Annotated in this window: 17 protein-coding genes; 9 read left to right on the top strand and 8 right to left on the bottom strand. The window is 59.9% G+C overall.

Annotation, left to right across the window (positions count from 1 at the left end; translation table 11 throughout):
* The first annotated feature begins 16 nt into the window (after positions 1-16).
* Positions 17-778 carry a DUF268 domain-containing protein gene (locus FPL22_RS03185; RefSeq protein ID WP_144228665.1) on the top strand — a complete coding sequence of 254 codons (762 nt, stop codon included), beginning with the start codon at positions 17-19 and terminating at the stop codon, positions 776-778.
* Positions 775-1,782, top strand: a complete 1,008-nt coding sequence (locus FPL22_RS03180) for a glycosyltransferase family 10 domain-containing protein (RefSeq protein WP_203235107.1) — start codon at positions 775-777, stop codon at positions 1,780-1,782. The genes FPL22_RS03185 and FPL22_RS03180 overlap by 4 nt, the downstream gene beginning before the upstream one ends.
* Positions 1,783-1,799: 17 nt before the next feature.
* Here FPL22_RS03180 and FPL22_RS03175 read toward each other — a convergent pair whose 3' ends face one another.
* From FPL22_RS03175 to FPL22_RS03160, 4 genes are read right to left on the bottom strand one after another with little or no spacing between them, the layout of a single operon-like run.
* Positions 1,800-2,873 (bottom strand): glycosyltransferase family 10 domain-containing protein, encoded by a 1,074-nt coding sequence (locus FPL22_RS03175; RefSeq protein ID WP_144228664.1) that lies wholly within the window; start codon positions 2,871-2,873, stop codon positions 1,800-1,802.
* A gap of 3 nt (positions 2,874-2,876) precedes the next feature.
* Positions 2,877-3,719 (bottom strand): glycosyltransferase family 25 protein, encoded by an 843-nt coding sequence (locus tag FPL22_RS03170; protein WP_144228663.1) that lies wholly within the window; start codon positions 3,717-3,719, stop codon positions 2,877-2,879.
* Positions 3,716-4,474 carry a hypothetical protein gene (locus tag FPL22_RS03165; RefSeq protein WP_144228662.1) on the bottom strand — a complete coding sequence of 253 codons (759 nt, stop codon included), beginning with the start codon at positions 4,472-4,474 and terminating at the stop codon, positions 3,716-3,718. The genes FPL22_RS03170 and FPL22_RS03165 overlap by 4 nt, the downstream gene beginning before the upstream one ends.
* A complete protein-coding gene (locus tag FPL22_RS03160) occupies positions 4,471-5,331 on the bottom strand; it encodes a hypothetical protein (RefSeq protein WP_144228661.1) in 861 nt (286 codons plus the stop codon). Before FPL22_RS03160 ends, FPL22_RS03165 begins: the two co-directional genes overlap by 4 nt.
* 256 nt (positions 5,332-5,587) lie before the next feature.
* Between FPL22_RS03160 and serS the strand changes: the two genes are divergently transcribed.
* From serS to FPL22_RS03140, 4 genes are all read left to right on the top strand, one after another.
* On the top strand, positions 5,588-6,856 hold the full coding sequence (gene serS / locus FPL22_RS03155) for a serine--tRNA ligase (RefSeq protein WP_144228660.1): 1,269 nt from the start codon (positions 5,588-5,590) through the stop codon (positions 6,854-6,856).
* Between the two features lie 27 nt (positions 6,857-6,883).
* A complete protein-coding gene (tilS, locus tag FPL22_RS03150; RefSeq protein WP_144228659.1) occupies positions 6,884-7,963 on the top strand; it encodes a tRNA lysidine(34) synthetase TilS in 1,080 nt (359 codons plus the stop codon).
* 45 nt (positions 7,964-8,008) lie between these two features.
* Positions 8,009-10,021, top strand: a complete 2,013-nt coding sequence (gene ftsH / locus FPL22_RS03145) for an ATP-dependent zinc metalloprotease FtsH (RefSeq protein WP_144228658.1) — start codon at positions 8,009-8,011, stop codon at positions 10,019-10,021.
* An 85-nt stretch (positions 10,022-10,106) separates the two neighbouring features.
* Complete coding sequence (locus FPL22_RS03140) at positions 10,107-11,372, top strand: aminotransferase-like domain-containing protein (protein WP_144228657.1); 1,266 nt, start codon at positions 10,107-10,109, stop codon at positions 11,370-11,372.
* A 154-nt stretch (positions 11,373-11,526) separates the two neighbouring features.
* Here FPL22_RS03140 and FPL22_RS03135 read toward each other — a convergent pair whose 3' ends face one another.
* Positions 11,527-12,012, bottom strand: coding sequence for a VOC family protein (locus FPL22_RS03135; protein WP_144228656.1), 486 nt, complete (start codon positions 12,010-12,012; stop codon positions 11,527-11,529).
* Between the two features lie 105 nt (positions 12,013-12,117).
* Here FPL22_RS03135 and FPL22_RS03130 point away from each other — a divergent pair, with 105 nt between their 5' ends.
* Positions 12,118-16,476, top strand: coding sequence for an NACHT domain-containing protein (locus tag FPL22_RS03130; RefSeq protein ID WP_144228655.1), 4,359 nt, complete (start codon positions 12,118-12,120; stop codon positions 16,474-16,476).
* Here FPL22_RS03130 and mutS read toward each other — a convergent pair.
* Entirely contained in the window at positions 16,463-19,033 is a 2,571-nt protein-coding gene (gene mutS / locus FPL22_RS03125) for a DNA mismatch repair protein MutS (RefSeq protein ID WP_144228654.1), read from the bottom strand. The two genes, FPL22_RS03130 and mutS, sit on opposite strands and share 14 nt — an antisense overlap.
* A gap of 145 nt (positions 19,034-19,178) precedes the next feature.
* On the opposite strand from mutS, the gene FPL22_RS03120 reads away from it, so the two are divergent.
* Both FPL22_RS03120 and FPL22_RS03115 read left to right on the top strand, forming a co-directional pair.
* Entirely contained in the window at positions 19,179-20,729 is a 1,551-nt protein-coding gene (locus tag FPL22_RS03120) for a glycosyl hydrolase family 28-related protein (RefSeq protein ID WP_162525168.1), read from the top strand.
* 58 nt (positions 20,730-20,787) lie between these two features.
* Positions 20,788-21,549, top strand: a complete 762-nt coding sequence (locus tag FPL22_RS03115; RefSeq protein WP_238991298.1) for an alpha/beta fold hydrolase — start codon at positions 20,788-20,790, stop codon at positions 21,547-21,549.
* A 73-nt stretch (positions 21,550-21,622) separates the two neighbouring features.
* On the opposite strand, the gene FPL22_RS03110 is transcribed toward FPL22_RS03115, so the two are convergent.
* A complete protein-coding gene (locus FPL22_RS03110; protein WP_144228651.1) occupies positions 21,623-22,417 on the bottom strand; it encodes an alpha/beta hydrolase family protein in 795 nt (264 codons plus the stop codon).
* A gap of 152 nt (positions 22,418-22,569) precedes the next feature.
* Complete coding sequence (locus FPL22_RS03105) at positions 22,570-23,529, bottom strand: DNA polymerase III subunit gamma/tau (protein ID WP_144228650.1); 960 nt, start codon at positions 23,527-23,529, stop codon at positions 22,570-22,572.
* Positions 23,530-23,547 lie beyond the last annotated feature (18 nt).

Genomic DNA, 23,547 nt, shown 5'->3' with positions numbered 1-23,547 from the left:
TTCAAAGAGGCAATTCATGAGTTCCCTGAAGTCCGTTCGTAATGTCCTTAAATTGGCCGGCCGTTTTTTTTCACGCCCCAAGGATGTTCTCTGGTTTGCGAGCGGATACCGGCAATGGCAACGGATTGCCCCGTCTGAATGGCAAGCAACCTTGGGCGAACTAAAACCTTACCTTGCAGATCGCCACGATTCGGCGGGGGCTGCACGCGGGCATTATTTCCTTCAAGACATCTGGGCGGCTCAGCGGGTATTTCATCATCACTCCCCCGAACATGTGGATGTCGGCAGCCGCTTGGACGGCTTTGTCGCCCATGTTGCCAGTTTTCTCCCCGTGAAGTATGTGGACATCCGCCGAATCGACACGGCCGTGCCTAATATCATCGGTGTTCAAGGTAGCGTATGTGAGCTCCCCTTTGCGGATAGGTCCATCGACAGTCTTAGTTGTTTGCATGTTATCGAACACATTGGATTGGGCCGTTATGGTGATCCGATGGACCCGGATGGCTGGCTTAAGGGGTTGGTTGAACTTCAGCGCGTTTTGAAACCGGGCGGGCAATTACTCATCGGCACTCCCTGCGGACGCTCGCGTGTTGTGTTTCACGCCCATCGCGTTTTCTCGCCGGCGCAAATCATTGCGGCCATGCCCGAACTGAAACTGGAGGAATTCTCTCTCATTGAAAACAATCGTGCGACGGCGTGGAATGAACAGGTTTCACCACAGTCTGCAGAAGGTCTTGATTTCGGCTGCGGGCTCTTCCGTTTTTCACGCCCGGCATGAAGGAGTTTTCGGCAGATGTGATGAACGCAGATTCCGGTCGCGAATTGGTTGTGCGCGTGACCATCGGATTTGAAGTGGGCGGACTGGAATGGTTCACTCCGGGACGAAGCATGAAAATCGGCCGGTGCCGTTTCCTTGTTCATCCACCCGATAACGAACCGTGTGATTTTTGGATCGTGTTCGGGAATGCCAAGCCGCGTGAAACCGCATTGGTTGCTCCAGGCAACACGTTGTTTATTGCAGGGGAACCACCGGCTAAGAAACGGTATGCGAAATCGTTCTATCGACAATTCGCCCACGTGGTGGATACGCATCATGGTTCCGCGCATCCCCGACTGGTTATAGACGCACTTGCACTCTTCTGGATGGTGGGATTGAGCTGGAAACGAAACGCCTACACCTTCGGCTATGATCATTTGAAGGCGCTTCCAGTTCCCGAAAAAAGCAATCGCGTGTCAGTGGTGTGTTCGAGCACCGCGAGCACTCCCGGTCAGCGGCGCAGACTTGAGTTCTTGGAAAAATTGAAGGCCCGGCTTGGTGACAAGATCGTGCACTTCGGGAAAGGGTTTACCCCCATTGATGATAAAATGGATGCCGTATGGCCGCATCGTTTTCATCTGACTTTGGAAAACAGCCAGAGCCCTCACTATTGGACTGAAAAACTGGCCGACGCTTATCTAGGGTGGGCATTTCCTCTTTATGTAGGTTGCCCGAATCTGTCGGACTATTTCCCTTCCGACTCATTCTGCGCTCTAGATATGGACGATGTCGATGGAGCGGTGGCAACGATTGAGCGATTGCTTGCGAGTCCGCGTAATGATGCGGAGATCGCCGCGGTGCGAACGGCCCGTGAACTCGAACTGGACGTCTACAATCCCTTCGTTCGTTTCGCTCAATGGGTTGAAAAATTCCACTCTGACGCTCACGCCCAAACGATAACTATACGCTCTGAAAAAGCCTTTCGACCGGTGCGTGGCTGGATCTATCGATTAAAGCACGGCTAAGAGGGGAAACCAGACGATCACGCACTTCGTGCGGCGTTTTTTTGCCTTAGCGAAACAATCGTCTTTTCCAGTCCGTAGGAGATTGCGTTCAACGGGCCGGCCTTACGCCAGGCATGCCGGCTGAGAAGGACCGGCGATTTAGATAGTTGCTGGGAAATTGGAGTGGTCGCTGTTCGTTCGCGAACAAGCCTGCTCACCAGCGGAAATAGACAGTATTCCTCCAGCACCAATCTCCGCGCTTCACGCAGTGCCGGCAGGCGTTTTTCGAACTCACGATCCTTGATCGCTTGTTTGATGCGTTCACTGGTTTCTTCGAAGTTATGGATGTTGATCGGAATAAAACTTTCCTCGGGGAAATAATCCGCGGCATTCGGACAGCCGTGATAGAAGGGGAGAGTGAGTCCGAGAAAACAGTCGGAGAGTTTTTCGGTCCAGTGATGTCGATAGACGTGGTTCTCGATCGCGATGTGGTAGCGATAGGGGTCGAGCGCTTCGGCTTTGTCTGCGATGAAGCGCACGCCATGTCCGAACACATCGAGGTCCGGATAAACCTCTTTGAACTTCCGCGTGAATTCGAAGCGGTCGTGGTGCAGCGTGTGGCGTTGCTGCTTGGAGGAGCAGACTGTGGAAATATCCCGCTGCTTCGCGTCCGGCGAATGGTTGGAGATATAATCGTAATTCGCATGCTCCGTTTCTCCGCCGTAGAACCAGATCAGGCCCGTCTGTGAGAAAATCGCTCCGGGGTGGCGAATCGCCCACGGTTCCTGGCTCGTCAGGACATGCCCGAACTGCCGCAAAAACCCTTTCCCGTAAACCTTGATCGTGGAGGGCTCCGTGGTGATGAGCAGCGTGTTTTCACGAGGGCAGGCCAAGGATTCCCGCCAGAGGGTGAATCGTTCCCCAGCAACCGAAGGCATATCATCATAGACGACCAGCCAGTCGTAGTTGCGTTCGTTGCGATCGAATAAGAAATGGCATCCGCCGAGCACGGGGTTTCCGCCCGGTAGGAAACGGCTCCACTCCACGGAGACATCCGCCTTGGGATTCTTGGTGAGAAATTTCACCCGGATTAATGGCGTGTGATCAGGCATGGATTAAAATCCGCGGAAACAACGCAGCAGATATTTTAGATTTCGGGGGATTGCACTGAGGCAGTCGCTGGCAGCAGCCAACATACCCGTGAATGAACCGCCTTGGAGTGATGCGAGTTCATTGCCCTTGCCGGACTCAACGTAAGACGATTCCCGGGCTGTGATATCGGACAACGACGGGGCTTGCAGCGCCAATTGTGGTGAGACTGCCGCCACGGTCGTCATGCGAGTGAGGGCGAGGGAATACCAACGATCAATCGCGGTGTGGCGCGCCACCCAGGACCAAATCCCTGCATCGGTTTGCGGGAGCAAATCCAGCAGCGGGTGATAGAGTGCCGCATCCACGATGTAGGCGTGCGTGGTGCTGGCGCCTCTCAACGCATAAAGCGCATGGTCCGCATCCAGTGTGCCCAACAAGCGGGCGGGGCCACGAGGCGAGGTGTATCCTAAATAACATACACCCGGCCTGTTTTCCGCGGTGAGGTATCCAGCCAGTTTTTGGCCGGCCGGTCCATTGAGTTCCGGCGACAGGCGGGCGTCATCTTCAAGGATTAAAATCCGTTGCCAGCCACTTGAGCGGGCGAGGCGCAGGGCATTGCGGTGCGATAGAATGCAGCCGGCGCGTCCACCCCAAGTCCCGGCGCGACGGGTGCGACGAAACCAGCGTGAGCTTCCGTAACCGGGCAGATCGGCACCGAGCACCGCGGATAACCGGTGGACTTTCGCCATCGGAGCCACCGATTGAAGATGCTCCTGCATGTCGGCCCAGCGATCGGCCCGGCGATCCAGATTGACGACAATGATGGCATCTATGGATGCCCAGAAATCGTTTCCGGATACAGTCATTGTTTCCAGTGATCGGCGATCCACGGTGCGGGCTGCATGTGGTGGTGAATCTTGGAGCCTTTGAAACCGCGGATCGCTTCGTCGGGATCGGGGCGGCCGTGAAACACGAGGATGCGGCAGTTCTTCGGCGGCTTGGGCGTCGTGAATAAATTGAACGGAAACAGCGGGCGGCAATGGCGCTTGTAGCTGCGGGCCCATTCATCGGGCCACCAATGGACTTCCTTCATCGCATAAGTAAGGAAGGCCTGCTCGGTGTTGAAAACAGAACGGTCTTCAGCGCGATGGATTTCGCGGAGGAAGGTTTCGTAGATATAATTGGATGCACCGGCCTCGAAGCGGAAGATGGAGGAATTGCCGACGTGCGGGCGCTGACCAACCAGCTCTTTGCGGGCCTTTACCCAATTGTGAATGATGCAGTTCTTGCCGGGCTGAAAATCGAAGAACGGGCCGATGTCCGCCATGATTGCGACATCCAGATCCAGAAACAGGGTGGGGCCGGTCAATCCGCCGAAACCATCCTTAGTCACCATCAGTTTCACCAGCACGTCGGGCCATCCGCGCTTTAAGCCGGGATCGGCCGGAAACGGAATGACCCGAATCTCAGGATCGAGCCCGGTGGCATCCTCCGTGCAGCAGTGGAAAATGAACGGGCGGTTGAGGTGACGGGACACCGAACGACGCAGGATGTTGACGTAATGCGGGCCGTAGCGAGTGCCCCACTTGATGCAGAGGATGTTGACGGGGGGCGTGTTCATCGGGACGTGGATGCGGGAAGATTCAGGACATTCGCGGCGGTTAGCAAACGCAGAGCGAGGGGCATTAAATTTTGCGACACATGCGCGTTATCGAGAAAGTTTCGCCTGTCCGGGCGCTCGTTCCAGTCGTGATAGGTTCCGGCCAGGCATACGCAGGGCACGTGCCGTTGCGCACAAGCGCGGGCCAACGCCTCACAATAGGCATGAGTCACCTGTAAACGCAGTTCGTAGGTGCCGGTGGCGGGAAAGGGTTCGTCGGGTTTGCCCTCTTTGAGCAGACCAACGGCCGGTGGTCCCCACACCGCCATGCGAAACCCGAGACTGCTCAGCCGATCCACCAAGCGCATGAAGCGCGCCAAGGTTGCGTCCACCGCCTGTTCGATCGATTGGCCGGCGAGCACGGCACGGGGAATATGGCAGCGACAATCGATTTCGCCAAAGGCCACGAGGATGGTCGCGCCCTTTGGAATATCGTGACGGATGAGCGCATCGATTTTTTCCCGGCTGCGCGTGGAGGAGCCGTGATCATCGGCCTTCCATGCCGTGCCGGGTCCAACATGGAACACGCGGAACACGGGCAACAACTCCGTGAATGCGCCAACGTAACGACGGCGAAAGAATCCCGTGAAAATGCCACGCCCTTTTTTAAACCGGCAGCTTTCGGCTCCGGCGAAAAAGGCGGAATGACTGTCACCGATCACGTAAACAATCGGCAGCGGCCGACGAGGCTCGTATCCCAGATGACGGGCGAGCAAGGCATGCCTGCGCGCTTCCAAGTCGGGCGGTAACGGATGTCGTTTGCAGCCGTTCAGTGCGCTTTCAAGCGAGTTAATCTCGGCCAGAGTGGCGGCATCCATGAGCAATTAACGCGGTCTCAGCCTGCTCAGATCCGCTTCAGGTCCATAGGGGTGGACAGGGCCGGACAAAGTCCGGCGTTGGGATGAAAAAGAGGCGAACGAAGTCGGGACATCGAAGTTAAACAATTATGCCGCTAGAGTGGTGGAAGCGATGCAAGGCTTATTCTTTAGGTCTTGGGGAGGCCGCCGCCCCAACTACTTTCCACTTGCTGCGTTCATGAGCGGACCGCGATAGTTCGCATTTAAGACACCCGCCATGCTCGATCCCAAGCTCCTTCGTGAATCGCCCGACTTAGTCCGTGCGGCGATTGCCAAAAAACATCTCGACGTCGATCTCGATGCCATCGTTGCGCTGGACAGCGCGTGGCGAATCCAGCTTCAGCAGGTCGAGAGCCTGCGCGGTGCCCAAAAGGCCGCCAATGCCGAGATGGTGAAGCTGCCCAAGGGTTCCCCCGAGTTCATCGCCAAGGTCGCCGAGATGAAGGCCGTGTCGGCCCAGGTGAAGGAAGGCGAACTCAGCCTGAAGGACACCGAGGATAAGTTGAAACAGCTCATGATGACGCTGCCCAACCTCCCGCACGCATCCGTTCCCGAAGGCCGCACGCCCGAGGAAAACGTGACGTTCTCGACCTGGGGCGACATTGCCACGCTTTCGCCCGACGCGAAGGCACACTGGGAGATCGCCGGCTTCGAGAAACTCTTCGACTTCGCCCGCGGCTCCAAGGTCACCGGCGCAGGCTTCCCGTTCTACATCGGTGACGGTGCGAAGATCGTGCGTGCGCTGCTCCATTTCTTTTTGGATGAGAATGGCAAGGCCGGCTACGTGGAGGTTAACCCGCCGATCTTCGTCAACGCCGCCAGCGCCACGGCGACCGGCCAGCTGCCCGACAAGGAAGGCCAGATGTATGAAGCCGTCGCCGACGGTTTCTACGCCGTGCCCACCGCCGAGGTGCCGCTCACGAATTTCTTTCGCGACGAGATTATCGACGAAACCGCGCTGCCCGTGAAGCGTTGTGCCTACACGCCTTGCTTCCGTCGTGAAGCGGGCAGCTACGGCAAGGATGTGCGCGGCCTCAACCGCCTGCACCAGTTCGACAAGGTCGAGCTCCTGAAGTGGGTTCATCCGTCGACCAGCTACGACGAACTCGATGCGTTGCGCGGCGACGCCGAACACCTGCTGCAACTCCTCGGACTGCCTTATCGCGTGCTACTGATGTGCGGTGGCGACCTCGGTTTTTCGCAGGCCAAGAAGTTCGACATCGAGGTCTGGTCGGCCGGCCAGAAGCGTTGGTTGGAAGTGTCGAGCTGCTCGAACTTCGAAACGTTCCAGGCCCGTCGCGCCCAGATCCGTTTCCGTGGCAAAGACGGCAAGCCCGAGCTGGTTCACACGCTCAATGGCTCCGGTCTCGCCGTGCCCCGCGTGCTCGCCGCGCTCTTGGAAAACAACCTGCAGGCCGATGGACGCGTTAAAATTCCCGCCGCGCTCGTGCCGTTCTTCGGCAAGGAATACCTGACGTTTGCCTGAACGGCTGCGAGGCCGTCTGTTTGAAACATGCCTCGCACCCTTAAGACTGATTGGCCGCGCGTTGCCGCAGAGTTGGCGACGCGCGTGCCCCGCGCCGCATTGCATCCGGCGACAGTGAAGTGGGCGCATAACCACGATGACGCGGCGGCATCGTGGGGCGTCGCCTTCTCGGGTGGAGCCGATTCTCTTGCACTGTTGCTTTTAATCTGGGCTCACTGGCCCGAGCGGCGCGCCAAGCTGGTCGCGTTGCACTTTGATCATCGGCTGCGCGGGCGGGCCTCGACGGCGGATGCGAAATTTTGCGAACGCGTGTGCCTCGGGCTGGGCGTGCGGTTCGTGACAGGCAGCTGGACGAAATCTCGCAAAGGCGCCAGCGAGGCCGAGTCGCGGACGGCGCGCTTCGCGTTTTTCCAGCGCGAACTGGGCCGTCGCCGTATTCGTGCGCTTTGGTTTGGGCATCAGCAGGACGACATCGCGGAGACGCTGCTCATGCGGCTCGCTCGCGGCAGTGGCAGCGCCGGGTTGGCTGCTCCGCGTCCCGTTCACGTGATGCCGGAAGGGCGCGTGCATGTGCGCCCGCTGCTGGCTTTGAAAAAACAGGTGATCATCGAGGCCTTGACCGCGGCGGGCGCGGTGTGGCGTGAGGATGCCAGCAACGAAACGGCGGATTATTTCCGCAACCGCATCCGCCACGAGGCGCTCCCGCACTGGATCGCCGCCGCCGAAGGTCGCGATGCGCTCGCTGGTGCAGCGCTCTCCCGCGAGCTCATCGAGGAGGATGACGTTGCGCTGGAGGCCTGGGTGGACGCGTTGTCGCCGGTGTCGGCCGATGGGCGATGTCTCGACGTGAAGGTCCTCAAGGACAAGCCCCGCGCCGTCGTGCGCCGCGCCTTGCACCGTTGGTTGGCGGGCCAGCGCGACATCGGTGACCTGTCGCGGCAGGGTTTCAACACGTTGCTCGCCGCGGTGGAGAAGGGGAGTTTCACCCGTTTCAGTTTGGGGCGCGGCGGATTTGCAGTGCTGCGAAAAGGAGTTTTGTTGTTCGAGGAGAAACTTCCCGTTGATCCGCCCGAGACACCCCTCAATAACCTCGGGGCCACCAATTGACTTATCCAAGGGAACCCGCACGGTTCTTCCCTAGTCCCTATTGCAATGCCTGATCCTAAAAACGACCTCAAGCGACGTCCCCTCAAAAACCAGCCGCCGGACCGCTTCCCGGTAAAGGTTTCCCTGATCTGGCTGTCGATTATTGCCGCTGTGCTGGTGCTGTTCTATTTCAGCCCGGCACGTTCGCCGGCACCGGCCACGCTTAAACTCCAGCAGGTTATCGAAATGGCCGAGGCGGGTCAGGTCTCCGCCGGCGTCATCCGCTACGACGCCTCCTACGGTCGCAACGGCGCCGTCGTCACCGGCAAGGTCAAGGAAGCCACCCTCGATGCAGAATCCGGCAAGACCGCCGAGTTCCGCGCCTCCGGTAATCTCACCGAGGCCAATCTTGAGCTGCTCCAGAAGACCAAGGTCTTCGAGGAGCCGCCCGTTTCCAACGCGCTGTCGAGCATCCTGCTCAACTTCCTCCCGATCCTGCTCATCATCGGTCTCCTCTATTTCCTGTTCGTTCGCCAGCTCCGCCAGGCGGGGCGCGGTGCGATGACTTTCGGCAAGAGCAAAGCCAAGCTGCTCTCCCGTGACCGCGAGAAGATCGGTTTCTCCGAGGTCGCCGGTTGCGATGAGGCCAAGGAAGAGGTTTCCGAGGTCGTCGAGTTCCTCCGCGATCCCAAGAAATTCCAAAAGATGGGCGGCAAGATTCCCAAGGGCTTGCTGCTCGTCGGTCCTCCCGGCACGGGCAAAACGCTCCTCGCCAAGGCAGTCGCCGGCGAGGCCGATGTGCCGTTCTTCAGCATCTCCGGTTCCGACTTCGTCGAGATGTTCGTCGGCGTCGGCGCGAGCCGCGTGCGCGACATGTTTGAGCAGGGCCGCAAAAACGCGCCTTGCATCATCTTCATCGACGAAATCGACGCTGTCGGCCGTCAGCGCGGCGCCGGTCTCGGCGGTGGCAATGACGAACGCGAGCAGACGCTCAACTCCATGCTCGTCGAGATGGACGGCTTCGACACTACCGAGGGCGTCATCATCATCGCCGCGACCAATCGCGCCGACGTCCTTGACCAGGCCCTCCTGCGTCCGGGTCGTTTTGACCGCCAAGTGCATGTCGACCTGCCCGACGTCGTCGGCCGCGAGCAGATCCTTCGCGTCCATGCCCGCAAGATCACGCTGTCCGACAACGTTGACCTCAACGTCATCGCCCGCGGCACGCCCGGTCTCTCCGGTGCCGATCTCGCCAACTTGCTCAACGAATCCGCGCTCCTTGCCGCCCGTCGCAACAAGAAGAAGGTCGAGATGATCGACGTCGATGACGCCCGCGAAAAGGTCCAGTTCGGCCGCGAACGCCGCCGCGTGATGGACGATCGCGAGAAGAAGCTCACCGCCTACCATGAGGCCGGCCACGCCATCGTGCAGGCCATCCTCGATGACGGCACCGTTCCCGTCCACAAGGTCACCATCATCCCGCGCGGTCGTTCACTCGGCAGCACGATGTTCATCCCGAAGAAGGATATCCTCACCCAGGAAAAGAAGCGCATGCTCAGCCAGATCGCCATGGGCATGGGCGGCCGCATCGCCGAAGAGCTCGTCATGGACGACATCAGCAGCGGCGCCTACGGTGACATCAAGCACGTGACCAAGATCGCCCGCCACATGGTGTGCGACTGGGGTATGAGCTCCCTCGGCCCGATTGCCTACGGTGACAATCAGGACACCGTGTTCCTCGGCCGTGAAATCGGCCGCAGCCAGACCTACAGCGAAGACACCGCCCGCAAGATCGACGCCGAGATCACCCGCATCATCAACGAGCAATACACCCGCGCCACCGAGCTTATCAGCGAGCATCGCCTGGCTCTCGACAAGATTGCCGAGGCCTTGCTCGAATACGAGACGATCGAAGGCAAACACGTGATGGAAATCCTCAAGGATGGCGTGATTTCCTCGCCGATTATTCGCGAGCTGCCGCCCGCATTGCCGGTCCGTAACAACGACGACAAGGGCAGCAAAAAACCCAAGGACGCATCCGAGGGCCTCGGTGGATCGCCCGCCCCGTCGCCAGCCTGAACTTCAGGTTCGCGTGTTTAAAAAAGGCGCGGAGATTTTTTCTCCGCGCCTTTTTATTTATCCGAAATAACGCTTCGCACCGCCCATGTCTTCCCCTGTCTCGATCAATTACTCCGCCCTGGGCGAACGCTCCCAGCCTCCGACCATTGCGCGCTTGATGACGCTGATGCTGGAGAACCCGAAACTGTTGTCGCTGGCCGCCGGCTTTACCGACAATCAGACGCTGCCCGTCCCCGCAGTCCAGGCGGCGGTCACGGCACTGGCGAAGCGCGCCGGCGAGCCCGAATACCTGCAATACGGCACCAATCAAGGCCGTCCGAAACTGCGTGCGTTGCTCGCCGACCGTCTGCTCTCGTTGGAGACGCCGCCCGATGCCGACACGGTCCGTAAGAATTTCTTCGTCACCAACGGTTCCCAGCAGGCGCTCTATCTCGCCATGCAGGTGCTCTGTGATCCGGGTGACATCGTGCTGGTGGATCGCCCCAGCTACTTCGTCTATCTGGAGATGCTCGTCGGTCTCGGCGTGCAGGCGCGCTCCATGCCGGTCGATGCCGACGGACGCATTGATGCCGCGGGCTTGTCTGCGTTGCTCGAAACCCTGCGCACGCGCGGCGAGCTCAAGCGGGTGAAGGCGGTTTATTTCGTCAGCTACTTTTCCAACCCCTCGGCGCGCAGTCTCGACGAGTCCGAGAAAAACGCCATCGCCGACGTCCTGACCCAAGCCGGTGTGATCGTGCCGGTGGTCGAGGATGCCGCGTATCGGGAACTTTACTACAACCAGCCGCATGCCGCGCGCAGTGTGCTGAGTCTCCCGTCGTGGGCTGCGTTTCCCAAGCTCTACCTGTCCACGCTCACCAAGCCCTTCGCGAGCGGCCTGAAGGTCGGCTACGGCACCAGCAGCGACAGCGCGTTGCTCGCCAAAATGCTTCACGTGAAAGGCCATCACGATTTCGGCACGGCCAACTATAACCAGGCGCTCTTCGAGCAGATCCTCTCCGAAGGCGGACTCGATGCGCAGCTCGCGGTGATCCGTCCCGGCTACCAGCGCAAGATGCGCGCGCTCCACGGTGCGCTGACCGCCGGCGGTCTCCCTGCGCTCGGCTGGAGCTGGGCCGTGCCGGGCGGCGGCCTTTACCTGTGGCTCACCGCTCCGGCGGGCTTGGACACCGGCATGGATTCGGCGTTCTGCCACGCCTGCGTGAAGGCCGGTGTGCTCTACGTGCCTGGCGACCTCTGCTTCGGCGACGACGCGCCCAAAAATTTTATCCGCCTGAGCTTTGGTGTGCTGAACGAGACCGACTTGATTGAAGCCGCCCGTCGTTTCGTCGGCGTGGCCAAGCAGTTCGCATAAAGTTGCCACTGCTTCGACAGATTTGCCGGAAGTCGGAGTTAAACGCAAAGACGCGAAGGCGCGAAGTTCGGAGCCAGCAAACCAAGTGTTTATATCCGGACCCTTGGATCGATCCGTCTTAGCGACTTCGCGTCTTTGCGTTTAGGATCGGGAATCAGCCGCGGCGGGCGGCGTTGATTTTGGCGATGTCGATCTTGCCCATCTCCATCATCGCTTCGAAGGCGCGTTTGGCTTCTGCACCTCCTGCGGCCATCGCCTCGGTGAGGGTGCGGGGAGTGATCTGCCAGTTGAGGCCCCACTTGTCTTTGCACCAGCCGCATTGGCTTTCTTGTCCGCCGTTGCCTACGATGGCGTTCCAATAGCGGTCGGTTTCCTCCTGGGTGTCCGTCGCGATTTGGAAGGAGAAGGCTTCGCTGTGCGGGAAGATGGGGCCGCCGTTCAGGCCGATGCAGGGAATGCCGAGGACGGTGAATTCGACGGTGAGGACGTCACCCGCCTTGCCCGAGGGATAGTCGCTCGGCGCCTTGTGCACGCCGGTCACTTTGCTGTCGGGAAAGGTCGCCGCGTAAAACCGCGCGGCCGCTTCGGCGTCCTTGTCGAACCAGAGGCAGATGGTGTTTTTGGGGATGGTTTTGTTCATGGGGATATTTGATCGAGACATCTGTAATTGTGCCGGGTTCGACGGAACGGTGGTAACACCTAACCAATGGGTTGCGGGAAACGTCTGAACGTCTAGTTGATTTATATGCCTGCTCTCGCGTCCGCCCCAATCGACTACCAATTAATTCGTCCGGTCAAAGGCACGCGACATAGCGGATTCGAAGAGTTGTGTGTCAGTTTGTTTCGGGAGGAAATGGGGAATCCCCAAAGCATGATCCGAATCGACGGCGCGGGGGGAGATGGTGGTGTAGAAGCATATTTCGTGGATACTTCGAAAAAAACAGTGGGCCTACAGGCAAAGTTTTTTCCCCAACTGCGCGATCCGCAATGGAAGCAAATCGCCGAATCGATCCAGCGGGCGCGTGAAAATCACCCGACTCTGAAAGTTTATTATGTAGCGGTGCCGCTTGATCTGAACCCAAGCACCGCAAAAAAATGGAAAGCACTACAAAACGCAGCTCGGGGCAAGCGCCCCTCGCTGCAACTCATTTGGTGGGGAGCGTCAGAGCTGACGGGGATGCTGACGGTAAGTCGTCATGCCGGACGAGCAGCGTATTGGTTTGGATGTCCGCAATTCGACGAGAAGTGGCTGTCCGCGCGTAATCAAGAGGCACGGAACGCCCTAGATACCCGCTACACACCCAAACAGCATGTGCGGGTTCAAGTGCAAGACGTGCTGTCAGCACTGGCTCGCGATCCCCGACACATAACCCGCTTTTATCAACAGGCACGGGAAGTCTGGAAAGCGATGCGCAAGGCAACGGAGTATCCGCCGCCCAAGGAGTTTGTCGGTTTGTTGAAGGCGCCTTTTAATGTCATGGCCAAAGCCGCAGAAGAAAATCTTTCTAGGCTGGGTGACGGTGAATCGCTTCCTCCGATGGACGCAGCCCGATTGGCCGCTGAGCGAATGCAGGAAGCCGTCATCAAGTTTTCCGAAGCAGTGCGGCTGGCAAAGGAAGAGGCAAAGAAAATGCCCGCCCCAGCACGGCCAGCGGACGGCTCGTATCAGCCGCGTCCCGAAGAGCAACTAGGGTTTCGACAGCACGAACTCGATAAGGCGATAGGGGCCATATATGACTTCCGACAGTTCATCGACGACCACATTGCGGCTGATCGCCGACGGCTGCTCGTAACTGGCGAGGCTGGGACGGGGAAGAGCCACCTTCTGGCACGCCTCGTGGAGGAGTGCGGGGCGCGGGGGCAGACTGCGTTATTTCTGCTCGGTGAGTTTTTCACGACATCAGCGGAGCCTTGGAGTCAGCTGGTTGCACGCTTAGGATGGAAAGGCGACGCCGACGATCTTTTGGCCGCATTGAACCACGCGGGCGAAGTCCGAGGGCTGCCGGCGCTTCTGGTCATTGATGCAATCAATGAATCGCCGGAACGCGCGGTGTGGTTTAGCCATCTTGCAGCGTTTTCCAACCGCATCGATGCTTGGCCCCATGTGCGCTTGATTGTGAGTTGCCGCAGTGATTTTGGCCCGATCTGTCTCCCAGCGACTATCGCTCGCCAACAGGATTCAGCGTGGGCCTTTTCAAAGCATTATGGTTTTGGCGACACGACGTTTGAGGCGACAGCTAGATATTTCGCGGCTTATGGCGTGAGAGCGCGCGATCTTCCTCCACTGCTCGCCGAGTTTCAGAATCCGCTTTTTCTGAAAACTTTTTGCGAGGCTTTCGAGAACTCTTCGGTGCCGGCAGGTCCAATCACTTTGGATGTCGTGATGCGCAAGCGTATCACGAGAACTGCGAATTTGCTGAAGGATACGATCGACTGTCCATCGGACGTCACGCACGAGGCTGTGAATATCTTGGCGACATTGGTCGCCGATGCTGAAGGCCAACCGGTGCCAATTACGACGGCTCGCGCTAAAATAGACGCGTTGTTTCCTGGTCGGCCTCTCAGCCGCTCATTGTTTCATCATCTCTGTTCAAGCGGATTGGTGACGGAAGTCGGCCACTACGATTACGCGACTAGAACTTCTGAGGTGCGGGTGCGCTTTGCCTACGAGCGTTTTTCGGACTACTTCGTTGCTGGGCGCCTATTGGCGGGGGTGAAAAGCCTCCCTCAATTGGTCCAAAACTGGAAAACTCGTGGGCTCATTGCCTACTGGCGAACATACGAAGGTTACTACGCTCATCGCGGCTTGCTTAAAGCGCTGGCAATTTTACTTCCGGAAAAGTTTAAAATGGAATTGGCGAGTGTCGTTAACGGCAGAAAAATACGTGAGGCCTTGCTGGAGGACTTCCTCGCATCGGTGCCTTGGCGTAGTCCAACCAGCTTCACGCCGAATTCCCATGCCTTAATGGCAAAAGCTCGAGTCGAACTGACAGAGGAGTCTGTGCTTGCGGTGCTTATTCGGACGGCAGGGGTAACTGGGCATCCGTTTAATGCCGAATTCATTGATCGCTGGTTACGCGAACTCCCCCTGTGGCAGAGGGAACTCGAATGGACTATTCCGACCAGCCAGCAACTGGCGGATTACGGCGAGACATCGATGCCAACAACCTTCATTCGATGGCTATTTACTGTTGATTCATCGCGCCTGTCTAATGAACAGGCTACTCTCGTCTCCACACTTCTCTGTTGGTTCTTCAGTTCGAATGATCGCAGGTTCCGGCGCCGCGCAACACTAGCTGCGATACGCGTTGTGACCGGACGTAGCGAATTGGCGGCGAAGCTGATTGAGGCGTTTTACGCGATCGACGATTCTTATGTCGTCGAGCGGGTGTTCGCAGTAGCGGCGGGAGTGGCTGTGCGCGAAAAAGATCCGGAAAAACTCTCCGTGTTAGCGAAGGTGGTATGGAAACGAGTATTCGCCGCGAAGCAGGTGCCCCCACATGTGCTACAGCGCGACTTTGCATTTACCGTCATGGAGTGCGCCCGGAACTTACAATGCCTTCCTCCTGGGGTTTCGCACGCAGACTATAGTCCGCCCTATCGTTCGAGCTGGCCGAAGATCTGGTCTGAGAAGAAGGCTAGGGCGTTTGGAAGACCGGATGGCTGGCACACTATCGTTTCTTCGATTGAGCCAGAATACGGCAACGGAGTTGGAGGATACGGTGACTTTGGCCGTTATGTCATGGAGTCGCACATGCATCATTGGCTGAACGTGCGGCGAAACCGACCATACCCGTCGAAGGAAAAGCGTCGGGCGTTCAAAGGACTCGTGGCCAGAGCATGGACTCTCCAGCGGATTGTGGAACTCGGCTGGACGCCCGAACGTTTCGTCGAGTATGAGCGTAATCTGCCTTATCGAGGTCGAAGCGCCGACGAGGACACTAAGCAGGAACGGATCAGCAAGAAATACCAGTGGATCGCGCTTCATGAACTCGAAGGATATGCTTCGGACCATTTCCATTTTGGGCGCCAGTGGGACGATTCTCCGGAGAAATTCGAAGGAGCATGGCAATTATACTCGCGTAACTTTGATCCGGCCCAACCTCTGCGGGATCCGGTGGCAGCCAAAGAACCCGAAGCTGAGACAAAGAATGAATGGTGGAAAGGCAGCGCGGATCCGTTTGCAGAGCCAACCCTCGTAAAGAATCCGTCGAAATGGGTCGCCACATTACCCGAAAACCCTGGTGAAATGCTATCGTTGCCATCCGCGCCCGGCTTCGTGCATCCCGCGCTTTTGCTGAACGCATGGATCAGTTGGGATGAACCGGAATCATATCCGCCGAGAACGAGCGACAAGGGAAGCTGCCATCAGTTTATGCATTTCCGCTCGTGGTTAGTTCCGAAAGCGGAGTTGGCCCAGCGAGTGAAGTTCCTCCAGAAAATGCATTTCTGGGGCGACGGCGTCCAAGTTCCGCAGTTCGGTAGTGAAGGGCTTGGTGAATATCCGTGGTCTTCGCGTTTTGACCGCGTTCGTGAAGCGTGCGCAGCTCAAAAAAAGTTTGGGGGAGAGTTCCCTGCCGGTTTTGTGCACACGGTAGCCGAATACTCAGAAGGTGATACGTCGGCCTCAGTTCCATCCCCGCAGTTGGCGGGGTTGTTAGGTGTTAAATGGACAGGGAACGACTTCACATTCTCCGATGCGAACGGGAAGGTAGTCGTCTTTGCCCCACGGCAAGCACCGAGGTCTAGCACACCGCCTTGCCTAGTAGATCGAGCCCAGTTGCTGGGAGTGTTGGCGAAACACAAGCTGGCTCTTATTTGGTCATTGGTTGGAGAGCGTAGCTGTCACAGCGAAATGGCCACGGGAAGCGTTGCGGATAAACTGATGTCATTCAGCGGTGTATTTGTTTTAGAGAAAGATGGCAGTGTATCCGGAGGAATTACTGCACGTGACATCACGCTGCTGAAAAAACAGGAAAAGGGGGTTTATAGCGGCGCCACCCGTCATACACGGGAACTATTGCATGACGGCAAAGTTACCGTGCTGTATGACGAACCGTCGCGGCAGCGGGTAATAAGTAAACGGAGGCCTAAAGCAGGTTGAGCTGGGCGTTATCTTCAGGGGTGACGGTGATTTTCTTTTTTGGGCGGGCTTTGGGCGTCGCTGCACTCGGAAGTTCGACGCTGGTGTCGTCGGATTCTAGTTTTTGCAGAATCACCTTGGCGCGGTCGATGACGGTGATCGGCAGACCGGCGAGGCGGGCGACTTGGATGCCGTAGCTGCGGTCGGCGGCGCCGGGGATCACTCGGCGGACGAAGACGATTTCGTCGTTCCACTCTTTTACCGCCACCGAGAAATTGCGGAGGCGGGCGAGGTGTTTTTCGAGTTGGGTCAGCTCTTGGTAATGCGTCGCGAAGAGCGTGCGGGGGCCGCGTTCGGGGTCGCGGTGGAGGTGCTCGACCACGGCCCAGGCGATGGACAGGCCGTCGTAGGTCGAGGTGCCGCGGCCGATCTCGTCCAGGATGATCAGGGAGCGATCGGTGGCGTTGTTGAGGATGTTGGCGGTCTCGTTCATCTCGACCATGAAGGTCGAGTTGCCGCGGGCGAGGTCGTCGCTGGCGCCGACGCGGGAGAAGATGCGGTCCACGAGGCCGACGCGGCAGGTTTTGGCGGGGGTCCAGCAGCCGACTTGGGCGAGGAGGGTGATGAGCGCGACCTGGCGGATGTAGGTCGATTTACCGGCCATGTTGGGGCCGGTGATGAGCGCGAGTTGGGCGTCGGTCGAGGAGAGGAGGGTGTCGTTGGGGACGAAGCTCGTGGTGCCGCGTCCGGCGGCGACCGCCGGGTCCTTGAGCATCTGCTCCACGACGGGGTGGCGGCCTTCGATGATTTCGAGGGTGTCGCCTTCGTCGAGGACAGGTTGGCAGTAGTCCCACTCGCGGGCGAGGACGGACCAGCCGGCGAGGACGTCGAGTTCGGCGAGGGTGTCGGCGGTGCGGGCGAGGGCGATGGATTCGTCGAGGACGGCGGCGACGAGGGCGGCGAAGAGGGCTTGTTCGCGGGCGAGGGCGTTTTCCTCGGCGTGGAAGATTTCTTTTTCTTTGGTGCGGAGGTCTTCGGTGACGTAGCGCTCGCCGTTCACGGTGGTCTGGCGGCGGATGTAGTCGGGCGGGACGAGGTGGAGGTTGGCCTTGGTGATCTCGATGTAGTAGCCGAAATTGTTCGTGAATTTGATCTTCAGGCTGCGGATGCCGGTGCGCTCCTGTTCGCCGCGTTCGAGGTCGGAGAGCCAGGTCTTGTTGTCGGTCGTGAGCGAGCGGAGGCGGTCGAGCTCGGGGCAGTGGCCGGCGCGGATGTAGTTGCCGTCGGCGAGGTCGTTCGGGAGGGCGTCGGCGAGGGCCGACGTCAGGAGCTGCAGGAGAGAAGGCAGCTCCTCTAGTTGAGAGTTGAGTGATGAGAGTTGAGAGTTCGGGCCGAAGGCACTGAGCGTCGCGCGGATGGCGGGGAGCTGGCTGAGCGTGTCGCGGATGCCGCCGAGTTCGCGGGGGTTGCGGAGGCGGTTTTGGAGGCGGCCGAGGATGCGCGGGATGTCGCGGACGTTATCGAGCCATTCGCGGAGTTCGCCGAGGTGGAGCGGGTCGGCCAGCAATTCGCCGACGAGGGCGGAGCGGCGCTGGATCTCGGCGAGGTCGAGCGTGGGGGCGGCGAGCCAGCGTTCCAGGAGGCGGGCGCCGGCGGCGGTGCCGGTGCGGTTGATGGCGGAGAGGAGCGAGCCGTCGCGGGTGCCGCGGGAGGATTGGAAGATCTCGAGGTTGCGGAGGGTGGCGGGGTCGAGGAGGAGCGTGCGGGCGCTGCGGTATTCCTGGAGCGAGCGGAGGTTTTCCGGTTTGGCGCAGAGGTTTTCGGTGGCGTAGTGGACGAGCGCGCCGGCGGGGCCGAGGGCGGGGTGGTCGTGGGCGAGGCCGAAGCCTTGGAGGTTGAGGACGCCGAGGATGGTGGTGACGGTGCGGAGGCCTTCGGCGGTTTCGAAGTGGTAGCCGGGGAGGTCGGTGCAGAGGCGCGGTTCGCAGAAGGCGTGGAGCGCGTGGATGGCGGATTGGTCGTGGGGGGCGGTTTTCCAGCGCTCGAGGTCGCCTTCGATGAGGATGAGTTCGGCGGGGTCGAGGGCGGTGAGGACGGGGAGGAGGTTTTCGGGGCGGGCGTCGGTGGCGACGCGGAATTCGCCGGTGGAGAGGTCGAGCCAGGCGGCGTGGAGGCCGGCTTTGTCGAGCGTGAGGGCGCAGAGGTAGTGGTTGCGCTGGGCGTCGAGCTGGTTGGCGGCGAGGGTGGTGCCGGGGGAGAGAATGCGGGTGACGGCGCGGCGGACGAGTTTGCCGGCTTTGGCGGGCTCGGCCTGGTCGCAGATGGCGATCTTTTTGCCGGCGGCGAGGAGCTTGGTGATGTAGTTGTCGGCCGCGTGGTGGGGGATGCCCGCCATGGGGGTCTCGCCGCGCTTGGTGAGGGTGAGTCCGCAGATCTTCGACGCGGTGGCGGCGTCGTCATGGAACATCTCGTAGAAGTCACCGAGGCGAAACATCAGGATGATGTCCTTGGGGAGTCCGCGCTTCACCTCGAAGTATTGCTGCATCATCGGGGTGAGTTTCTCGGGAGCGGAGGACATGGGGTGCGATGCGAACGGGAAACGGGGCGGGAGGCACGAAAAATTTCAGCGGGAACCGCAGGCAGGGCTAAACGGCATCCACCGTTTCGCCACGAGGAGGGTGTTCTTGCCATGTGGAGGGCTTTTTCGTGTTACTTTTCGTTCCATGATGCGCCCCACGTTCTGTGCCCCGTTACTCCTATCGTTGACCTTGCTTTCGGGCTGCCAGGCGGCGCCCAAAGTGCCGGAAACTCCCGAACCGGCGTATAAATTTTCCAAACTCTGGGGCAGCCATGGCGACGTGTGGATCCAAGGCGGACGACTGCCGGACTTTTCCTACGCGGGCTATCGCAACGGGGAGACGCCGATCCCGGATTATCCGGTGGTCGCCACGGTGACGGACTTCGGCGCAAAGGGTGACGACGACGTGGACGATACGGCGGCCTTTCAAGCGGCCTTGGCGAAGTCCGGACCGGGCGCGGTGCTGGTGCCGCCCGGTCGCTACATCATCAGTGGACTGCTGCGGATCAACAAACCGGGCGTGGTGTTGCGCGGCTCGGGCACGGAACGCACGACCCTGTTTTTCCCCAAGCCATTGGATGACCTCGAACCGAATACCGGGGCGACGACGGGAGGCCGGCCGACCTCCAACTACTCGTGGTCGGGCGGCTTTGTGCGGCTCCAAGGTGATTTCAAATCCGCGCCGCTCACGCCGATCACGAGTCCGGCGGTGCGGGGCGAACGCATCATCGTGGTGGAAAAGCCCGCCGCATTAAAGGTTGGGCAAAGCATCGAAGTGCGCGTGACCGACACGCCGGAGAACACCCTGGCGTCCTACCTGTATTCGGATGACGCGGGCGACATGTCGCAGCTGAAGGGCACGACGTTTACCTCGATCATCACCAAGATCACGCGCATCGACGGAGATCGCGTGGAGCTGCAACGTGCGTTGCGCTTCGATCTGCGCCCTGAGTGGAAACCGGAAGTGCGCGCCTTCGAGCCGACGGTGCGTGACTCGGGCGTGGAGGACCTGGCGTTTGAATTCCCCAACGTGCCTTACGAAGGACATTTTACCGAAAAGGGATTTAATCCGGTGGCGTTTGGCAATGTGGCGGATTGCTGGGCGCGTCGCTTGAAGTTCATCAATCCCGACAGCGGCCCGATGGTCGGCGGCGTGTTCAACACCGTGTCGGATGTGGTGTTCGAATCGCAGCGCGCACCCGACTCGGGCGGCAACCAGGGGCATCACGGAATTTATCTGCAAAACATCGGTGATCACCTATTCACGCGTTTTGATTTCCGCATGAAGTTCGTGCACGACATCACTTCCAGCAAGTGTGCGGGCGCGGTGATTTCGGAAGGCAAAGGCGTGGACCTGTGTTTCGATTTCCACAAACGCGCGCCTTACGACATCCTGATCACGCAGGTGGATCTCGGCCGCGGCACGCGTCCGTGGAAAAGCGGCGGTGGTGCGGCGCTGGGCAAACATGGCGGCGCGCGCATCACGTTTTGGAATCTGCAGGCGGCCGGAACGCTGCCCGAGCCGACGAAGGAATACGGCCCGTGGTCGATGAACTTCGTGGCGGTTGACCTGGGCCGGCCGAGCAGACTCGACGCGTTGGGACTGTGGCGTGAAGCCATTCCGAAGGATGTGCTGTATCCGCAGAATTTGCATGACGCGCAGCTGGCCCGACGCGTGGAAGATGCGAAACGGTAACGGCAACTAACGCGACATTGCCTCGGGTCACGCGACCGGTTTCGTTAATGGTGTGACCATGCTTTTTCATCGTGATCTGGGCGGCGCGGGGAATCCGCCCTTGGTGGTGTTGCACGGGCTGCTGGGCTCGTCGCGCAACTGGCTGACGACGGGCGGCGACCTGGCGTCGCGCTATCACGTGCTGGCGCCGGATCTGCGCAACCACGGCAAATCACCGCACGACGCACCGATGGATTATCCAACCATGATGGCCGATGTGCTCGCTTGGATGGATGCGCAAGGACTCGAGAAAGTGACACTCATGGGGCACAGCATGGGCGGCAAGGTGGCGATGCTGCTCGCGTGCCGGCATCCGGAACGGGTGGAACGGCTGGTCGTGGTGGACATCGCGCCGAAGGATTATCTGTCGCACGCGCACCGGGCGGAGTTTGCGGCGATGAACGAGCTGCGACTCGACACGCTGCAATCACGCGGCGAAGCGGAACTGCGTTTCGAGGCACGCGTGAGCGACTGGGGCATGCGGAAATTTTTAACGACGAATCTGGAGCGCGACGAAGCCGGCACGGGCTGGCGCTGGCAGATCAACCTGCCGGTGATCACGGCGGCGTTGACGGAGATCGAAGGGAACTCACTGGTGTCGGAGGACAAATTCGACGGGCCGGTGCTGTTCGTGACCGGCGGGAAATCGCGTTACGTGCGCGAAGAAGATTTTTCCGTGATCACCGCGCATTTCCCGAAGGCGCAGGTGAAGACCATCGCGGAGTCGGGGCATAATCCGCACATGGAAACGCGCGCGGAGTTTGTCGCGGCGGTGGCGTGAGGGCGGGGGACAGAATACGGAGGACAGCGGACGGAAAAACAGGGGACCGAAGGGCGGAGGATGGCGCTGCGGATTAGTCGGTGATTCTGACCTGCGGGCTGAGGGACCATTCGTTGTGGCCGCAAGGGAGCTCGATGTAGCGGACGTGCGGGATGGTTTTGGCGAGAGCGCGTGCGTGAGTAACCCGGATGATGGTGTCGTGGAGCGCGCCGAAGATCGTGACGGGATTTTTATACGCCGAGAGGGTTTTCACGTTGTCCCATTTGTCACGCATGAGGAGGCCGACGGGGAGAAAGCTGATGCTCTCTTTGGCGACGGAGAGGAGGTTGTCGTAGGGCACGGCGAGGACGAGTGCGTCGGGCGGGACCGGCAAAGAGCAGAGGTAACTGGCGGGACCGCTGCCGAGGGATTCACCAAAGACATTGAGCGGAAGGCCGGGGTGGAGTGCGCGTAAGGCTTCGTAGGCGGAGAGAGCGGCGGCGTTGATCGATTTCATCGAGGGCTTGCCGGGGCGAAGGCCGTAGCCGGGATATTCGAGAACGTAGACGGATGTGTCGGCGGGCAGATTGTCGATGATGTAGGTGCGGTCGGCGGCTTGTCCGCCATTGCCATGGGTGATGAGCCAGATCGCGCGCGGTTGGGCGACGAGGCGGGCGTAGCCGGCCAGCGCGCCGTCGACCTTCCACTCGGTGAGCGCGGAGCGGTTGGGCTCGTGGGAGGGGAAATAGAGGAGCTTGCCTTCGAGCATGGCGTGGGCGGGCGGAGTTAAACCGGCAAGGAACAGGAGAAGGGTGAGAACGAAGACAATGGAGAGCGACCGAACCAGGCTCTTGAGGAAGCGAACGTGGATGGAAGGAGCTGCGGTCATGCAGGGATACGGGTAAGAGTTATAGCGATGCGGCAACAAAGTCGCAGCACTCGCGGGCGTGCGTCATCGCGATCAGGTGTCCGCTACCAGTGAACATGCTCGAATCGGCGCCCATGCCTGGTAGCACGAAGATCATGGACGGGGCCGAGCGCTCAGCTCTTGCGCGTCCAGAGGCGCAGGGAACTCAGGAGGAAATCTTCGAGGGCGGCGGACTCGTTCAAGTTAAGGCGGAGCAGGCCGACGTTGTGTTCCAATTTCTCAATCGAACCGGTGAGCGCACGACGGGTGACTTCGTTGTTTTTGCGCAACGCAGGCAGGGCGAAGTCGCGGGTGGCGCGCTCGATGTCGGCAAAGAGGCGCGTGCGCAGGCCGTTGGAAATGCCGACTTCCATCGCCTCTTCCTCGTCGTCGGTGAGTTCGGCCGTGATGAGCGCCTTTTGTTTTTTCCAGATGTCGGAGGTGGCGAAGTCGAGCACCGCGGCGAAGCGGGCGGCGAGGCCGTAGGCGCCGAAGACGGAATCAGCGACGGCTTTTTTGTCGACCAGGCCTCCGACGAGGCGACCGAGCCAAGTTTGATAATCGATAAGCCAGGACGACCAGCCGTCGGGCGTGAACGCGGCACCGACGCCGGGGAAACGAAAGTGGAGGCAGCGGCTGCGGATCGTGGTGAGCAACGCATAGGGGCGCGTCGTCAGGAGGAGAATCGTGGTGTGGGCGGGCGGTTCTTCCAAGGTCTTGAGGAAGATGTTGGCCGCGGAAATGTTCATGCGGTCGCACTCGTGGATGATGGCGACCTTTTGCGTGGCGACGGTGGGCGAGACCTGGACTTTACCGATCAACTCACGCGTGGGCTCGGCGCCGATCTGGCGCATTTTTTTCGCGGGACGCAGGTGGAAGCAGTCGGGGTGGGCGTCGGGCGGAAACGGGGCGCTGGACTGCGGCGTGTTGAGCAGGCGGTCGGCGATGGAGAGCGCCACGGCCAGCAGGATATCGTGGTCGTCGCCGGTGATGAGCAGGCTGTGCGAGAGCCGCTTACGCTCGATGGCGCGTTCGATCACGGCGACGGCAGGCGTGCCGGCGAGCGAAGAAGGCCAGGAAAGAGGAGCGGACATGAGGGCGGGAGAAAAACC

Source organism: Rariglobus hedericola (assembly GCF_007559335.1).
GTDB classification, from domain to species: Bacteria; Verrucomicrobiota; Verrucomicrobiia; order Opitutales; family Opitutaceae; genus Rariglobus; species Rariglobus hedericola.
Note: the sequence above shows the minus strand (reverse complement) of the source record. Positions and strands in the feature narration are given on the sequence as shown.

Bases quoted from the DNA above. Each gene is read 5' to 3' on its own strand.
- FPL22_RS03185 (WP_144228665.1), top strand. From the start codon at position 17: ATGAGTTCCCTGAAGTCCGTTCGTAATGTCCTTAAATTGGCCGGCCGT.
- FPL22_RS03180 (WP_203235107.1), top strand. From the start codon at position 775: ATGAAGGAGTTTTCGGCAGATGTGATGAACGCAGATTCCGGTCGCGAA.
- FPL22_RS03175 (WP_144228664.1), bottom strand. From the start codon at position 2,873: ATGCCTGATCACACGCCATTAATCCGGGTGAAATTTCTCACCAAGAAT.
- FPL22_RS03170 (WP_144228663.1), bottom strand. From the start codon at position 3,719: ATGACTGTATCCGGAAACGATTTCTGGGCATCCATAGATGCCATCATT.
- FPL22_RS03165 (WP_144228662.1), bottom strand. From the start codon at position 4,474: ATGAACACGCCCCCCGTCAACATCCTCTGCATCAAGTGGGGCACTCGC.
- FPL22_RS03160 (WP_144228661.1), bottom strand. From the start codon at position 5,331: ATGGATGCCGCCACTCTGGCCGAGATTAACTCGCTTGAAAGCGCACTG.
- serS (WP_144228660.1), top strand. From the start codon at position 5,588: ATGCTCGATCCCAAGCTCCTTCGTGAATCGCCCGACTTAGTCCGTGCG.
- tilS (WP_144228659.1), top strand. From the start codon at position 6,884: ATGCCTCGCACCCTTAAGACTGATTGGCCGCGCGTTGCCGCAGAGTTG.
- ftsH (WP_144228658.1), top strand. From the start codon at position 8,009: ATGCCTGATCCTAAAAACGACCTCAAGCGACGTCCCCTCAAAAACCAG.
- FPL22_RS03140 (WP_144228657.1), top strand. From the start codon at position 10,107: ATGTCTTCCCCTGTCTCGATCAATTACTCCGCCCTGGGCGAACGCTCC.
- FPL22_RS03135 (WP_144228656.1), bottom strand. From the start codon at position 12,012: ATGAACAAAACCATCCCCAAAAACACCATCTGCCTCTGGTTCGACAAG.
- FPL22_RS03130 (WP_144228655.1), top strand. From the start codon at position 12,118: ATGCCTGCTCTCGCGTCCGCCCCAATCGACTACCAATTAATTCGTCCG.
- mutS (WP_144228654.1), bottom strand. From the start codon at position 19,033: ATGTCCTCCGCTCCCGAGAAACTCACCCCGATGATGCAGCAATACTTC.
- FPL22_RS03120 (WP_162525168.1), top strand. From the start codon at position 19,179: ATGATGCGCCCCACGTTCTGTGCCCCGTTACTCCTATCGTTGACCTTG.
- FPL22_RS03115 (WP_238991298.1), top strand. From the start codon at position 20,788: ATGCTTTTTCATCGTGATCTGGGCGGCGCGGGGAATCCGCCCTTGGTG.
- FPL22_RS03110 (WP_144228651.1), bottom strand. From the start codon at position 22,417: ATGACCGCAGCTCCTTCCATCCACGTTCGCTTCCTCAAGAGCCTGGTT.
- FPL22_RS03105 (WP_144228650.1), bottom strand. From the start codon at position 23,529: ATGTCCGCTCCTCTTTCCTGGCCTTCTTCGCTCGCCGGCACGCCTGCC.